Annotated in this window: 16 protein-coding genes; 6 read left to right on the top strand and 10 right to left on the bottom strand. The window is 66.6% G+C overall.

Going from position 1 to position 15,282, the window contains the following annotated elements; genetic code table 11:
- Position 1: 1 nt before the first annotated feature.
- A complete protein-coding gene (aspS, locus tag MKL09_RS26085) occupies positions 2–1,846 on the bottom strand; it encodes an aspartate--tRNA ligase (RefSeq protein ID WP_244024919.1) in 1,845 nt (614 codons plus the stop codon).
- On the opposite strand from aspS, the gene MKL09_RS26080 reads away from it, so the two are divergent.
- The 6 genes from MKL09_RS26080 (at position 1,845) to MKL09_RS26055 (ending at position 8,830) form a co-directional block, all read left to right on the top strand.
- Positions 1,845–2,378, top strand: a complete 534-nt coding sequence (locus tag MKL09_RS26080; RefSeq protein ID WP_409566990.1) for a hypothetical protein — start codon at positions 1,845–1,847, stop codon at positions 2,376–2,378. The genes aspS and MKL09_RS26080 overlap by 2 nt on opposite strands.
- Before the next feature lie 88 nt (positions 2,379–2,466).
- Complete coding sequence (rnd, locus tag MKL09_RS26075; protein WP_244024918.1) at positions 2,467–3,654, top strand: ribonuclease D; 1,188 nt, start codon at positions 2,467–2,469, stop codon at positions 3,652–3,654.
- 646 nt (positions 3,655–4,300) lie between these two features.
- A complete protein-coding gene (locus MKL09_RS26070) occupies positions 4,301–4,588 on the top strand; it encodes a hypothetical protein (RefSeq protein ID WP_244024917.1) in 288 nt (95 codons plus the stop codon).
- Positions 4,589–5,434: 846 nt separating this feature from the next.
- On the top strand, positions 5,435–7,240 hold the full coding sequence (xoxF1, locus tag MKL09_RS26065) for a lanthanide-dependent methanol dehydrogenase XoxF1 (protein WP_244024916.1): 1,806 nt from the start codon (positions 5,435–5,437) through the stop codon (positions 7,238–7,240).
- Between the two features lie 133 nt (positions 7,241–7,373).
- Entirely contained in the window at positions 7,374–7,985 is a 612-nt protein-coding gene (locus MKL09_RS26060) for a c-type cytochrome, methanol metabolism-related (protein ID WP_279606133.1), read from the top strand.
- Positions 7,985–8,830, top strand: coding sequence for a substrate-binding domain-containing protein (locus MKL09_RS26055; RefSeq protein WP_244024915.1), 846 nt, complete (start codon positions 7,985–7,987; stop codon positions 8,828–8,830). The genes MKL09_RS26060 and MKL09_RS26055 overlap by 1 nt, the downstream gene beginning before the upstream one ends.
- Positions 8,831–8,876: 46 nt before the next feature.
- On the opposite strand, the gene folK is transcribed toward MKL09_RS26055, so the two are convergent.
- The 9 genes from folK to pqqA all read right to left on the bottom strand — a co-directional run bounded on the left by folK (position 8,877) and on the right by pqqA (position 15,203).
- A complete protein-coding gene (gene folK, locus MKL09_RS26050; protein ID WP_313901208.1) occupies positions 8,877–9,347 on the bottom strand; it encodes a 2-amino-4-hydroxy-6-hydroxymethyldihydropteridine diphosphokinase in 471 nt (156 codons plus the stop codon).
- Positions 9,344–9,721, bottom strand: a complete 378-nt coding sequence (gene folB, locus MKL09_RS26045; protein ID WP_244024914.1) for a dihydroneopterin aldolase — start codon at positions 9,719–9,721, stop codon at positions 9,344–9,346. The genes folK and folB overlap by 4 nt, the downstream gene beginning before the upstream one ends.
- Entirely contained in the window at positions 9,718–10,554 is an 837-nt protein-coding gene (gene folP, locus MKL09_RS26040; RefSeq protein ID WP_244024913.1) for a dihydropteroate synthase, read from the bottom strand. Before folP ends, folB begins: the two co-directional genes overlap by 4 nt.
- A 139-nt stretch (positions 10,555–10,693) precedes the next feature.
- A complete protein-coding gene (locus MKL09_RS26035; protein ID WP_244024912.1) occupies positions 10,694–11,056 on the bottom strand; it encodes a hypothetical protein in 363 nt (120 codons plus the stop codon).
- The gene (locus MKL09_RS26030; protein WP_279606137.1) at positions 11,037–11,702 is read right to left on the bottom strand and encodes a hypothetical protein; all 666 of its coding nucleotides are present in this window, start codon (positions 11,700–11,702) and stop codon (positions 11,037–11,039) included. Before MKL09_RS26030 ends, MKL09_RS26035 begins: the two co-directional genes overlap by 20 nt.
- A 41-nt stretch (positions 11,703–11,743) precedes the next feature.
- Positions 11,744–12,889, bottom strand: coding sequence for a pyrroloquinoline quinone biosynthesis protein PqqE (pqqE, locus tag MKL09_RS26025; RefSeq protein ID WP_244024910.1), 1,146 nt, complete (start codon positions 12,887–12,889; stop codon positions 11,744–11,746).
- Positions 12,886–13,983, bottom strand: a complete 1,098-nt coding sequence (gene pqqC, locus MKL09_RS26020; protein ID WP_244024909.1) for a pyrroloquinoline-quinone synthase PqqC — start codon at positions 13,981–13,983, stop codon at positions 12,886–12,888. Before pqqC ends, pqqE begins: the two co-directional genes overlap by 4 nt.
- Positions 13,984–14,164: 181 nt before the next feature.
- On the bottom strand, positions 14,165–15,064 hold the full coding sequence (pqqB, locus tag MKL09_RS26015; RefSeq protein ID WP_244024908.1) for a pyrroloquinoline quinone biosynthesis protein PqqB: 900 nt from the start codon (positions 15,062–15,064) through the stop codon (positions 14,165–14,167).
- A gap of 49 nt (positions 15,065–15,113) precedes the next feature.
- A complete protein-coding gene (gene pqqA, locus MKL09_RS26010; RefSeq protein ID WP_007564431.1) occupies positions 15,114–15,203 on the bottom strand; it encodes a pyrroloquinoline quinone precursor peptide PqqA in 90 nt (29 codons plus the stop codon).
- Positions 15,204–15,282: the final 79 nt, after the last annotated feature.

Raw genomic sequence — 15,282 nt, 5'->3', positions numbered from 1 at the left:
CTTACGCCTTCTTCTCCGGCAGGTTCAGGCGGATGTGCAGCTCGCGCAGCTGCTTGGGCGTCGCCTCGGAGGGGGCGCCCATCATCAGATCCTCGGCGCGCTGGTTCATCGGGAACAGCACCACCTCGCGGATATTGGGCTCGTTGCACAGGAGCATGACGATGCGGTCGACTCCCGGGGCGATGCCGCCGTGCGGCGGGGCGCCCATGCGCAGGGCATTCAGCATGCCGCCGAACTTCTGCTCCAGCACGTCGTGGCCGTAGCCCGCGATGGCGAACGCCTTCTCCATCACGTCGGGGCGATGGTTCCGGATCGCACCCGACGACAGCTCGATGCCGTTGCAGACGATGTCGTACTGGAACGCCTTGATGCCCAGGATTCGTTTTGTGACTTCGCCGTCCTGGCCTTCCGTGGCCAGGGCATCGAGGTCGAGGGCCAAGAAGTCCTCGCGGTCGATGTTCGGCATCGAGAACGGGTTGTGCGAGAAGTCGATCCGCTTCTCCTCCTCGCTCCACTCGTACATCGGGAAGTCGGTGATCCAGCAGAACGCGTACTGGTCCTTGTCGCACAGGCCCAGCTCGTCGCCGATGCGAATGCGGGCCTTGCCGGCGAGCGCCGCCGCCTTGGCCTCGGTGCCGGCCGAGAAGAACACCGCGTCGCCGGCCTTCGCACCGGTCTTCTGCGCGATCAGCGCCTGGACTTCGGCCGGGATGAACTTGGCGATCGGCCCCTTGCCGGTGAGCTGGCCGCCGTCTTCCTCGAACACGACGTAGCCCAGCCCGGGCGCGCCCTCGGAGCGGGCCCAGTCGTTGAGCTTGTCGAAGAACGAGCGCGGCTGCGCGGCGGCACCCGTCGCCGGGATCGCCCGGACCACGCCACCGGCACTGATGACGCCCTTGAACGCCTTGAACGCCACGTCGTCCCGAGCGAACTCCTCGGTGACGTCAGCGATGATCAGGGGATTGCGCAGGTCCGGCTTGTCGACGCCGTATTTCAGCATCGAATCCGCATAGGTGATGCGCGGGAAATCCTTGGTGACGCGCTTGCCCTCGGCGAACTCCTCGAACACCCCGCGCAGGACCGGCTCCACCGCCTGGAACACGTCCTCCTGAGTGACGAAGCTCATCTCGATATCGAGCTGGTAGAATTCGCCCGGCGAGCGGTCGGCCCGGGCGTCCTCGTCGCGGAAGCAGGGGGCGATCTGGAAGTAGCGGTCGAAGCCCGCGATCATCGTCAGCTGCTTGAATTGCTGCGGCGCCTGCGGGAGCGCGTAGAACTTACCGGGATGGACCCGGGACGGCACGAGGTAGTCGCGTGCGCCCTCGGGCGAAGACGCGGTCAGGATCGGGGTCTGAAACTCAAAGAAACCGCCGTCGCGCATCCGGCGGCGCAACGCGTCGATGATCGCCCCGCGCTTCATGATGTTGGCGTGGAGCTTGTCCCGGCGCAGGTCGAGGAAGCGGTAGCGCAGCCGCGTCTCCTCCGGATATTCCAGGTCGCCGAAGACTGGCAGCGGCAATTCGCCGGCCGGGCCCAGCACCTCGAGGTCATCGATATAGACCTCGACCGCCCCGGTCGGCAGCTCGGCATTCTCGGTGCCCGCCGGACGGGTCCGGACGCGACCGTCGATGCGGACGACCCATTCCGAGCGCGCGACCTCGGTCGCCTTGAAGGCCGGCGAATCGGAATCGACCACGCATTGCGTCAGCCCGTAATGGTCCCGCAGGTCGATGAACAGCACGCCGCCATGGTCGCGGATGCGGTGGCACCAGCCGGAGAGCCGGACGGTCTGTCCGACATCGGACGGGCGGAGCGCCCCGCAGGTGTGGGAACGGTAACGGTGCATGACGGGCTTCTTCTCTGGGAAGGCCGGCACCATTCACGCGAGGCCCCCCAAGTCAAGCACGGACGGCTGGAATCCGATGCCGGATCGGGCCGCGGACCTACCGGCGGGACCGGGCAATCCCCATATGATGTCCATGAGCCACAACGCTTTTTCCGTTTCGAAGGGCCGCCCCGCCCGGCCCGTCGAAAGCCCGCCCGGCCCTTGGCGGACGCTGCCCCTCGATGGCCGTTTCGACCTCGTCTACGAGGACGCCACCGGCGCCTGGAGCAACCGGTCGCTGTCGGCCCGCGAGCTGAAGCTCGGACCGGGGCGGACGCTGTTGGGCGGGATCGATGCGCGCCGGGGCGGCTATCGCGGCTTCCGGGTCGACCGGATCCGCCGCCTCACCGATGGGGCCACGGGCGAACGCATCGAGACCGGCATCCTCGACCAGTTGCTCAGGCGCGCCGAGGGCCAACGCCGCGCCGACGCGATGCGGATCCGCCGACAGACCGGTGCGCGCCGGCGCGCGACGATTGCCGACCCTGCGTAGCCCCCGCTGTGACGTCGACCTTGTGAAACATGGGGACCTTCGCGCGTGTGGCTCCCCATGACGGCGCCGGTTGCGTATAGCCGGATTCATGGACCTGATCACCACCACCGCCGCGCTGCACGACGTTTGCGCCCGTCTCGCCGAGCAACCCTTCGTGACCGTCGACACGGAGTTCATGCGCGAGACGACGTATTACCCGAAACTGTGCCTGATCCAGATCGCGGCGCCGGATGGGACCGGTGTCTTGGTCGATCCCCTGGCGACCGGGATCGACCTGCAGCCGTTCATCGACCTGATGGCGGACGAGCGGACCGTGAAGGTGTTCCACTCGGCCCGCCAGGATCTCGAGATCATCTGGCTGATGGGCGGGATCCTGCCGCAGCCGTTCTTCGATACGCAGGTCGCCGCCATGGTCTGCGGCTACGGCGATTCCGTCTCCTACGAACAGCTCGTCAACGACGTGGCCAAGGCCAAGATCGACAAGTCCTCGCGCTTCACCGACTGGTCCCGCCGTCCGCTGTCTGACGCTCAGCTCGTTTACGCGCTGTCGGACGTGACGCATCTGGTCACGGTCTACGAGGTTCTCGTCGCCGAATTGCTACGCACGGATCGCGGTGCGTGGCTCGACGAGGAGATGGCGGTTCTCACCTCCCCGGAAACCTACCGGGCGGACCCGGCCCATGCCTGGCGACGGCTCTCCGGGCGGATGCGCAAGCCTCGCGAGATCGCTGTTCTAATGGAAGTGGCGGCTTGGCGCGAGAGCGAGGCCCAGAGCCGCAACGTTCCCCGCGGGCGGGTGCTCAAGGACGAGGCGGTGATCGATATCGCCTCCGCGGCGCCGCGCAACGCGGAGGCTTTGGGCCGGCTCCGCACGATCCCCGCCGGGTTCGAGCGTTCGCGCACGGGCGCCGACATCCTGGCCGCCGTGGAGCGTGGTCTGACCCGGGATACCGGCGATATCCGGATCCCAGAGCGGATGCGCCGGAGCGGCGGCAACGGTGCGATCGTCGAACTGTTGAAGGTGCTGTTGAAGGCCGTGTGTGAAGCCGAGGCCGTCGCGCCGAAGATCATCGCCACCGTCGATGACCTGGAGGCCATTGCCGACGACGACGCGGCCGAGGTCCCGGCCCTGCAGGGCTGGCGCCGAAGCCTGTTCGGCGACAAGGCGCTGGCCCTCAAGCAGGGCCGCCTGGCGCTCTCGGTGGAGAGCGGGCGCATCGTCGTCCGGGAACTGGATCCGACGAAAGTTGCGGATCAAGCAGGCGTAGACGGTTAGAGGCTGGTGCGATCGGGTCATGTGGCTCGGTGAACCGGGACCCCTTTCGTGGAGAGCGATCGAGCTCCGCACGAGCAGGTTCAGCGAGAGGATGTGATCGACCGCGACGCCGCTGGCCGGCGTCCTGGCCATCTGGTTCAGGGAACCGATCTCGACCGTCGAGTGATCGCCGATCGGCATTTCTAGCCCGACGAAGGAGCGGATGCGATCGAAGGCGGCGCGAGCACCTTAATCCGTGTCGTTCAGCGCTACGAAGGCCTCCGTTCAGCTCAGAGCCGAAACGCTGACATTATCCTGCGTCATCGGCAGGGCGCAGGGCAGGTTTTCGCGCAAGCAGAAACCCACGTCCCGTCCGGCGGATTGTCAGCGCTGCTGAGAGCGGGTCCGGGACGAGACCTTCACGCCGGCGATCTCGCCGATCCTCCCGTTGATCTCTCGGAAGCTGCGCTCCTCGATCCGCACGGCGTAGCGCAGGCCGCGGTTTTCGGCAGATGCGTAGCCTTCCTCGGCAACATCGCGAACCCGGTCTCGCCGATGCCGTGTCGGGTTTGCGCGACCGTACGGTCACCAGGGCGTGACAGGCCGGAACGCCAGGATTAAGTGGCAATAGAGCTTGCCATTTAATCCTGCCATCGCCCCCCCGCGTATGTTCGAGCCGAACGAGATTTTGACGACGCTGACCGGACGGGGCCTCGTCACAGCCGAGGGGTGCGATGGCGTGCGGGTTCGCTACCGCGTCGTCGTCGAGCGCAGGCAGGGTGGACTCTTCGCTTACGGTGATCTCCATGGGAGCCATGCCGGTCTGCGGCCGATCTGGATGGAGCCGGATGCGCAGCTTCGCCTCAAGACCGGCCGCCGCATCGATATTTCCCTGACCGACCTGGTCGGTGACGCCGCCGAATTCGAGAGCACGGGCGATATCGGCCCGCTCTGAACGCCTGACGCTTCTTGCGGCTTCAGGCCGGATCATCGGGGCCGCATCGTCATCGCAAGCGCCCAACGCTCAGGCATCGACGCGATCCGTCAGGACCCGCCGCAGAACGCCGGTGGGGCGAGAATATATTTGCGAACTGCCCCACCATCGCGGGCCGTCGCATCCAAGCACCGAGTCGCCGGCCCGACCAGGGATCGCCCTGCCGACCCTGCAACGCCGCGACGATTCAGCAATCACAGCGTCGCGAGATACCGCCAAAGATCGTCCAACATGGATTGCTCACAACCCATGCGGCGAGAAGGCGCACAGTCCTCGACCACCGAATACACCCGGTTTGAACCTCCACGGCCATCCCGCACCGCAATCACGAAGACGGCCGAGGCGGCGGCGGATACGCGCAGAGGCGAGGTGCCCCCACGCAGCACGAGCATAGTGGATCCTGCCATTCGGGCGCGACGTGCAAGTCTTGCATGGAGAACCCTCACGGCCGCGTGAGCATAGGGGAAACACCTCCGGCGACGCTTGTGCAGCGCAACATTTCCTTTCGCGGAGCAATGACATTCTACTGGGCATTGTCATGCGAAAAGAAGCTTTCACCGTGCCGTCAAAGCCGGAGAACAGCGAGTTGACGGCGCTCAAAAATCTCTTAAGGTCCATTCAAGCTTCGGTTTCGAGGGGGCCGCCTCAGGGATGGCGGCTCCTGGCGAGGGGATCTTTTGGTCTCCTCAAGTCCGCTACGCCCGCTACCGAAGCGTCCATCCCTGTCGCAAACAGTCAGGTCGGGGTCCGAGCGACGCCATTCTCTCAGCGCGTCTGTACGACTCTTAAGACTTGTCGGAGGAACCCATGAGAGCGGTACATCTCCTCGCGCTCGGCGCAGGTGTCGCGGCCGTCGCCGCGCCGGCGCTGGCCAACGAAAGCGTCCTGAAGAGCATCGCCAACCCGGCGGAACAAGCGCTTCAGACGGTCGACTACGGCAATACGCGCTATTCCAAGCTCGACCAGATCAACGCGTCGAACGTGAAGAACCTCCAGGTCGCCTGGACCTTCTCGACCGGCGTGCTGCGCGGCCACGAGGGCTCGCCGCTCGTGATCGGCAACATGATGTACGTGCACACGCCGTTCCCGAACATCGTGTACGCCCTCGACCTCGACCACGAGGCCAAGATCGTCTGGAAGTACGAGCCGAAGCAGGATCCGTCCGTGATCCCGGTGATGTGCTGTGACACGGTCAACCGCGGCCTCGCCTATGCCGACGGCACCATCCTGCTGCACCAGGCCGACACCACCCTCGTGTCGCTCGACGCCAAGACCGGCAAGGTGAACTGGTCGGTGGTCAACGGCGACCCGAAGAAGGGCGAGACCAACACCGCCACGGTTCTGCCCGTGAAGGACAAGGTCATCGTCGGCATCTCGGGCGGCGAGTTCGGCGTGCAGTGCCACGTCACCGCCTACGACCTGAAGACCGGCAAGAAGGTGTGGCGCGGCTACTCCGAGGGCCCGGACGATCAGATGCTGATCGACCCCGAGAAGACCACCTATCTCGGCAAGCCGGTCGGCAAGGATTCTTCGCTGAAGACCTGGGAAGGCGATCAGTGGAAGACCGGCGGCGGCTGCACCTGGGGCTGGTTCTCGTACGACCCCAAGCTCGACCTGATGTATTACGGCTCGGGCAACCCCTCGACCTGGAACCCCAAGCAGCGTCCGGGCGACAACCGTTGGTCGATGACCGTCTGGGCGCGTAACCCGGATACCGGCGTCGCCAAGTGGGTCTACCAGATGACCCCGCACGACGAGTGGGACTACGACGGCATCAACGAGATGATCCTCACGGATCAGAAGGTTGACGGCAAGGAGCAGCCGCTCCTGACCCACTTCGACCGTAACGGCTTCGGCTACACGCTGAACCGCGAGACCGGTGCCCTCCTGGTCGCCGAGAAGTTCGACCCGGCCGTCAACTGGGCGACCAAGGTCGACATGGACAAGGGCTCGAAGACCTACGGCCGGCCGCTGGTCGTGTCGAAGTACTCGACCGAGCAGAACGGCGAGGATACCAACTCCAAGGGTATCTGCCCGGCGGCTCTCGGCACCAAGGATCAGCAGCCTGCGGCCTTCTCGCCGAAGACCAACCTGTTCTATGTGCCCACCAACCACGTCTGCATGGACTACGAGCCGTTCCGGGTGACCTACACCCCGGGCCAGCCCTACGTCGGTGCGACCCTCTCGATGTACCCGGCCCCGAACTCGCATGGCGGCATGGGTAACTTCATCGCCTGGGACGGCGTCAACGGTAAGATCAAGTGGTCCAACGCCGAGCAGTTCTCGGTGTGGTCCGGTGCTCTCGCCACCGCCGGTGACGTGGTGTTCTACGGAACGCTCGAAGGTTACCTGAAGGCCGTCGACGACAAGACCGGCAAGGAGCTGTTCAAGTTCAAGACGCCGTCGGGCATCATCGGCAACGTGATGACCTACCAGCTCAAGGGCAAGCAGTACGTGGGCGTCCTGTCGGGCGTCGGCGGCTGGGCCGGCATCGGCCTCGCGGCCGGCCTGACCGACCCGAACGCCGGCCTCGGCGCGGTGGGCGGCTACGCGGCCCTGTCGCAGTACACCAACCTCGGCGGTCAGCTGACCGTCTTCGCTCTGCCGAACTAATCGGCCGCAGGGTCTCGGTGTCAAAATGGTGCCGGCGCGGGTTTCCGCGCCGGCATCCTTGTGATTAGAATTTGTCGTAAGAGGCTGCGGCTCGACGCGAGACGAAGGGCCTCGCTCCAGGGAGACTAACGCGTTGCATAACCTCAGCAACATCGTCACGCGGCCGTTTCTGGCCGCCCTCGCCCTAGCGACCGTGTCCGCGGTTGCCGTACATGCTGAGGATGCCAAGCCTGCCGATCCGGCGCTCGCCAATTCGCTCAACGCGAACGACAAGACCGCCGAGCAGGACCCCGCGCTGCTCAAGAAGAACGCCGCCGTCAAGGCCGAGGACGGCAAGTATGTCGATGCCGATGGGCATCCGACGTTCCACGTCACCGAAGATGGCAAGAAGCTCGACTGGTACACCTACTCGGGCTACCGCCGCTATCATGCCGAGTGCCACGTCTGCCACGGCCCCGACGGCATGGGCTCGACCTATGCGCCGGCCCTGAAGGACTCGCTGAAAACCCTCTCGTACGAGGAGTTCATCGGTATCCTGGTCGGCGGCAAGCAGGATGTGAGCGCGTCCGAGCAGAAGGTCATGCCGGCCTTCGGCGATAACAAGAACGTCATGTGCTATTCGGACGACCTCTACACCTACCTCAAGGCGCGAGCCTCGGGCGCGGTCGGCCGCGTCCGTCCCTCCGAACATGAGGACAAGCCCGAGGCCGCCAAGAAGGCCGAGAAGGAGTGCATGGGCAGCTGATGGCGCCCTTGCTCCGGACTTTCGCCCTCTGCGCCCTGTCCATGACGGTGGCGCAGGGGGCTGCCGCGCAGCACCTGCCGGACACGGTGACCACCGATGTCCTGCGGGTCTGCGGCGATCCCGGCAACATGCCGTTCTCCGAACGCAAGGATGACGGCTTCGAGAACAAGATCGCGGCGATCATCGCCGACGAGCTGAAGATCAAGACCCGATATTACTGGCTGACCCAGGGTCCGGGCTTCGTGCGCAACACGCTCGGCACCGGCCTGTGTGACCTGATCATGGGTCAGGCCTTCGGCGGCGACCTCGTCCAGACCACGAATCCCTACTATCGCTCGTCCTACGTGCTGGTCATCCGCACCGGTGAGTTCGACGGCGTAACCGCCCTCGACGATCCGCGGTTGAAGGGCAAAGCCATCGGGGTGATCGCCGGCACGCCGCCGGTGAACCGGATGGGCGATCTCGGCCTCGTCTCGACCATGAAGGCCTACGCACCCTATCAGCTTGATCCGTCGCGCAAGTACCAGACGGTCGGCGCCGAGATCATCGGAGCGCTCGCCGCCAAGGAGATCGACGCCGCCGTGCTCTGGGGACCGGCCGCCGGCTGGCTCGCGAAGCAGTCGGGCACGCCCATGACGGTCGTGCCGCTGCTGAAGGAGCCCGCGCGCCCGCCGATGGCCTACCGGATCGCCATGGGCGTGCGGCTGGGCGAGAACGACTGGAAGCGCTCGCTCAACACGGTGCTGCGCAAGCGCAAGGCGGATATCGACAAAGTGCTGCGCGACTACGACGTTCCGCTCCTGGACGACGAAGCCGGCGAGATGGCCGAGCCCAACACCAAATGAGCACCGATCCGGATCTGCGAAGGACACCCCGTTCGCAGATCCAGGTTCAGACCCGCTCGATGCCCGTGCGATCGAGTTTCGTCAGGGCGTCGGTCACACGCTCGCCGCCGATCACGAGGTCGGGGGCGATCTCGGCGAGCGGCACGAGCACGAAGGCCCGCTCCCGCACGTGACGGTGCGGCAGCACCAGCCGGGCATCGTCGACTGTCGCCCCCTCGTAGGCCAGCACGTCGATGTCGATGACCCGGGGGCCCCAGCGCTCCTCGCGGATCCGCCCGAGTGCGTGCTCGACGGACAGGCACGCATCGAGCAGCCCGTGCGGATCGAGATCCGTATCCACCGCGACCGCGCCGTTGAGGAACCACGGCTGGTCGGTCTTGCCCCAGGGCGGCGTCCGGTAATCCGCCGACCGTGCGACCACCGTGATGCCCGGTGTCGCGGCCAGCCCCGCCACCGCGCGGTCGAGCATCGCGGCCATGTCGCCGATATTGCTGCCGATCCCGAGATAGGCTCTCACGCGCGCTCTCCCCGCCGACGCGTGATCGCGACGCTGACCCCGTCCAGGATCGCCGGAACCGGAGCGCTCGGCTTGTCGACCCGCACCGTGATCGCTTCCACCGGTGGGAAGCGTTCAAGGATCGTCGCGGCGATCGCCTCGGCCAGGGCCTCGATCAGGTTGAAGCGCCGCTCCGTGGCGATGTCGACGGCGATCTGCGTGAGATCGGCGTAGCTGACCGTGTGGGCGACATCATCGGAGCGGCCAGCCGACGCGAGGTCGAGCCGGGCGTCGAGCGAGATGTAGAAGCGCTGGCCGAGCACCGCCTCCTCGGGCAGCACGCCGTGGCGCCCGAACACCGCGATGCGGGCGACGCCGATCCGGTCCGCGCTCATCGGGCCTCCGGCCGCATCACGGCATCGACCACCCGCATGGCGTCGATATGGGCGGCCACGTCGTGGACCCGTACGATGTCGGCCCCAAGCGTCGCCGCCAGGGCGTGGGCCGCGAGCGAGCCATAGAGCCGGTCGGCTGGCCGGGTCTCACGATCGTGCAGGCGTCCGAGCAGCGATTTCCGGGAAACTCCGACCAGGATGGGAAAGCCCAGCGCCCGGATCTCGGACAGGCGCCGGAGCGCTTCCAGGTGCTGCGACCAGGTCTTGCCGAAGCCCACGCCGGGATCGAGGACGATATCGCGCTCCGGGATGCCGGCGCGGCGGGCGATGTCGAGCGAACGTTCGAAGAAGGTCCGCATGTCGTCGACGATGTCGAGATCCGCGTCGATGGTCTCGCGGTTGTGCATGATCACCACGGGGGCGCCGTGCGCCGCCGCCACCGCGGCGATGTCGGGCTCGCACTGGAGGCCCCAGACGTCGTTGACGATGCGCGCCCCCGCCTCGAGCGCGAGCCGCGCCGTGGACGCCTTGTAGGTGTCGATGGAGATCGGGACCGCCAGGCACGGCGCCAGCGCCCGGATCACCGGCAGGACGCGGGCCTGCTCCTCCTCGGCGGGCACGGGGATGTGGCCCGGCCGGGTGGATTCGCCGCCGATATCGAGGATCGCCGCACCCTCTTCCACCAGACGCTCGGCTTGCGCGACGGCCTCGGCTTCGCCGGCGAACCGGCCGCCGTCGGAGAAGGAATCGGGCGTGACGTTGAGGATGCCCATGACCAGCGTGCGCGACCCGAGGCCGGGCAGCAGGTCGGACAGGCCGGGGGAGGGGGGCACGGATCGGGTCCCGTTCTCAGGAAGGGTTCGGGACCCGGTGTGATCGAAACCACCGGCCGGCGCAACGCCGGCCGTCATCGTCTAGCGCATGCTGATTCCGAAAACCGAATTCCACTTGTCCGCAGCATGCGTCAGGTCATCAGCCGCGGTAGCAGCGGATCTCCGCCTCGGCCTGCGCGCGCCGAAGATCCGCGACCTTGTCGTCGAAGATCTTGGTGGACTTGAACTCGTTCGCGCGGTTACCGACGCCCTGGCGCATGGACAGGACCGTGCTCGCCTGGACGTACTTGTCGTAGGGTAGGATCGCGGCGAGCTGGTCGAGCGAGCAGGAGCAGCGCTGCATGCTCTCGCGGGTCTGGCCGTTGGCCGCCATGCAGCCGAAGACGTAATCGACCCGCGCGTCGGTGGGGTAATCGTTCTCTTCGGCGGCCCATCCGGCCAGGCTCGACAGGGTCAGGGCGAGGGCGGCCAGAGCGCCGCGTTCAGCCAGCTTTCTGATCATAGCTCAGCTTCTCCTCGAGCAATTCGCCACCTTCGGCATTCTTCGACGACGCCTCGATGGAGACGATCTGGCCGGGAACCTCCGGGGCGGTGATGAAGGTGTAGGTCATCTTATCCATGCCGCGCATGCGCTGTTCCATGGAATCCTTGGCGAACGGCTGAGTCTCGACCCGCCAGCCATCGACCTCGCGGCCGTTCAGCGAAACCTTGGTCGGGGTGACGGTCGCACCCTCGCGCAGACCCTTCCGGATCGCGAGCTTCAGGTAGCGCGGATTCGCCTCCAGCGCCTTCGCCAGCGACCGCAAATGGTTCTCCAGGAAGAGAGAGACCACCGGATTGCCGCTCATATCCTCGAAGGGGCCGGCCGGCATGCGGTTCATCCCGGAGAACATCACCACGCTGATATCCCGCGCCTCGGGGCTCTTCCCGGGCTCGAGCTTGAGCGTGATCGTATCCGACAGGGGGGCTCCGAACGGCCCCTTCGAGATACCCGACCGGCGCATGTAGTCATACGTAATCGCGGAGCCGGGTGCCGCGTTCTTCATGTGCGGCTGATCGAACAGGAGGTCGGCCGCCGAGGGCGGCGCGGCCGCGTTGACCGGGGTCACGGCGGACGGCTTGGGGGCATCCTCGGCGTGGGCCGGCATCGCGGCCAGCATCAGCGCGAAAGCCGTCGTGGCAAAAACCTTCACGAGTTGACGTCCTCCTTGAACGGCGACCGGACGTTGCTGCCGATCGTCCGATACACGTAATCCGGCGGGGTCTCGGCCGCCTCTTCGACGGCGAGCGCCCGCACCTTGGCGTGGAGCGGCGAGAGCGAGCAGGCCGGATCCGTGGCCGCGGCATCGCCGGCCAGCGCCAGCGCCTGGCAGCGGCAGCCGCCCCAATCCTTCTCGCGCCGGTCGCAGGAGCGGCAGGGCTCCTTCATCCAGTCGGTCCCGCGATAGGCCGTGAAAGCCGGCGAGTCCCGCCAGATCTCGCCGAGCGAATGGTCGGTGACGTGCCAGAACTCCAGCCCCGGGATCGTCTCGGCCGCGTGACAGGGCAGGACCTTGCCCTGGGGCGTGACGTTCATGAGCTTGCGGCCCCAACCGCCGGCGCAGGCCTTCGGGTATTTCGCGTAATAGTCCGGCACGACGAGATCGATGACGAGCTGGCCCTTCAGGCGCTCGCGGGCCGCCTCGACGATGCGGATCGAGGCATCGACCTGGGCCTTGTCGGGCATCAGGGCGGCGCGGTTGACGTAGGCCCAGCCGTAATACTGCGTGTGCGCCACTTCGAGGCGCTTGGCGCCCATCTTCACCGCCAGGTCGATGAAGCCCTCGACCTCGTGGATGTTGCCGCGATGGATCACCGAGTTCAGCGTCAGCGGCAGGCCGAGCTCGACCACCTTGGCGGCGAACGCGAATTTCTGGGGCTGCGCGTTCTTCAGGCCGCCGATCTTCTCCGCGTTCTGCGCGTCGACGCCCTGCACCGAGAGCTGCACGTGGTCGAGCCCGACATCGTACAGGGCTTGGAGCTTGCCCAGCGCGCCGCCGACCCCGGAGGTGATCAGGTTCGAGTAGAGGCCGAGATCCGCGCAGGTCTTGGTGATCTCGACGATGTCGTTGCGCGCCGTCGGCTCGCCGCCGGACAGATGGACGTGGAGCACGCCGAGGCCGGACGCCTCCGTGAGGACGCGTTGCCACGTCGCGGTGTCCAGCTCGCCGGACCGACGGTCGAGCTCCAGCGGGTTCGAGCAATAGGGGCAGCGCAGCGGGCACCGGTGGGTCAGCTCGGCGAGCAGGCCCACCGGCGCAGGAACGTCCGGCCGGTTCGGCGTCAGTGCGTTCATCGCTCCAGGACCCGTTTCTCGGCCAGTCCGTCCAGCATCACGAGGATATCGGCCTCGATCGCACGCGGGTCCGCCGCGTAGGTCCGACCCAGCTCGTCGGCGATCGCCGCGACGCTGCGGTTGCCGTCCACCAGCTTGAGCACCGCCACGGCGTTGTCGTCGAGGTCGAAGGTCCGCTCGGGGGCGAGCAGGACGTATTTGCCGCGGGTCTCGTCATGACGGAGCCGCACGCCCCGCGGCAGCCGGGGCTTGTCGTCCGCCACCATCTTGCGGATTCCAGCGGCTGCCGGAGCGCCGGGCGCCTCGGCGATCAGGCCGGTCCCCGGCGTCCACGCATCCGGCGGGATCATCCCGGGGGCGACATAGGCGAAATACAGGGCGTCGAGCTGCGTCCAGAGCACGTTGCACTTGAACGTCAGCGCGGCCATGGCCAGGCGCTGCAGCTCCGGCGTCGTCGCGTGCGTCTTCACGTAATCGAGGGCGAAGTCAGCGTCGCGCGGCGCCTGAGTCAGACGCTTGTCGAAATAGGCCAGCGTATCCTTGGTGATGAAATCGTAATTCTTCAGCATCCCGGCGACGCGCTCGGAGATGATGGTCGGCGAGAACATCTCGGTCAGCGAGGAGGCGATCGCCTCGAGCAAGCTCTTCTCGGCGACGAAATGAACGTAGGCCTCGACGGAGAACTTCGTGGCCGACAGGATGCCCCGGGTCGACAGCACGTAATCGCGATCGAAGCCGACGCCTTCGGCCAGCTTGAGCCAGCGCTCGATGCCACCGTCGCCCGGATGGTCGCCGTCATGGTCGACGATGCGCTGGCGCCAGACCCGCCGCAGGGACGCGTCGGTCATCCGGGCGAGGACGGCAGCGTCCTTCACCGGGATCATCGCCTGATAATAGTAGCGGTTCAGCGCCCAGGCTCGGACTTGGTCCTTCGAGAGCTTGCCGTCGTGCAGGAGCCGGTGGAACGGATGCAGGATGTGATACCGGCGCGCGCCGATGTCGCGGAGCGCCGCCTCCAGCTCGTCCGGGCTGAGAAGCCGCTGGCTCTCGGCGGCGTCGGGGGTCGGCGCGGGGGGCGGGAAGACTGCGTTCATGGCGTTTCCGAAATCCGTTCTCGGGTCGCGTTTCCTGTACTCTGATCCCGCCCTCGTTGAGAGCCTCGTCCCGATAGCCGGAGACCGTCTTTCAGAACGCGGCCCCGGCGGGGCGAATGTCCGGGCTCAAAGTCGATATAGTGCCGGCGCGGTCTTCACCCAACGGCCGGTCGAACATGTCTCAGAGGGTTAGGCTCAGCCCATCATGGGCCACCGTCCAGCCGGCCGCCTCGACCTCGGCGCGCTCCGGCGAACCCTCGACCAGGACCGGGTTGGTGTTGTTGATGTGGACGAAGACCCGGCGTCGGATGTCGACGCTGGCGAGCGCGTCGATCGACCCGTTCGGCCCCCGCATCGGGACATGCCCCATGCGCCAGCCGGTCTTGGTGCCGACGCCGGCGCGGATCATGTCGTCGTCGTGCAGGACGGTGCCGTCGAACAGCAGCGCATCGACGCCGGCGATCCGCTCCCGCAGGCCGTCCGTGACCCGGGCGCAACCCGGAATGTAGGCGAGGCGTCGGCCGCCCGCCTCAATCAGAGCGCCCACGGTGGTCTCGGTCTCGGCGCCGATTTCCATGGTCTCGTCCTCGAGCCACAGCGGCACCTTGCCGGGGACTGGAAACAGCGTGACGGACAGACCGGGCAACGGCTCGAAACGCTGGTCCATGCCGATCGGCTGACGGGCGACGACGCCTTCGGCCATCACGTCGAACACGCGGTTGGCGTTCACCGAATCGAGGATGCCGCGCGTGGCGTAGAGCGTGTAGGGCTGGCCCTCGCGCAGCGTCAGCAGGCCCGCCACGTGGTCGACGTCTCCGTTGGTCAGGAGCACGGACCGGATCGGCGAGTGGCGCAGACCCTCGCGGGGATGCATCTGGGGATTGTCGAAGAGCTGCTGCCGGATATCCGGCGAGGCGTTGATCAGGAGCCAGTCGGTCCCGTCTGCGGAGACCGCGATGCTCGACTGCGTCCGGGGGCGTACCCGGTCGGGCTCCGACCGCGCCAGGGTGCAGATGGGGCAGCGGCAATTCCACTGGGGAAGGCCGCCGCCCGCTGCGGAGCCGAGGATCACGACGCGCATGGTGCGGTTCCCGCGATCCCCGGCCCCTAAAAACTCAGTTGCGAAACGCTCAGTTGAACGTGTCGATCTCGGCCGACTCGTAGCTCGTCACTTCCATGCCGACGCAGATTTCGGACACAACGGGGGCAGCCCACTTCATGGTGTTTCTCCTTGGCGGTATCCTCACCGAGTGTCGCGGGTTCCTAAGAGACCTCTAAGACACTGATGGCGCTCTGGTT

The organism is Methylobacterium sp. J-048, from assembly GCF_022829515.1.
In the GTDB taxonomy this organism is placed as follows: domain Bacteria; phylum Pseudomonadota; class Alphaproteobacteria; order Rhizobiales; family Beijerinckiaceae; genus Methylobacterium.
Note: the sequence above shows the minus strand (reverse complement) of the source record. Positions and strands in the feature narration are given on the sequence as shown.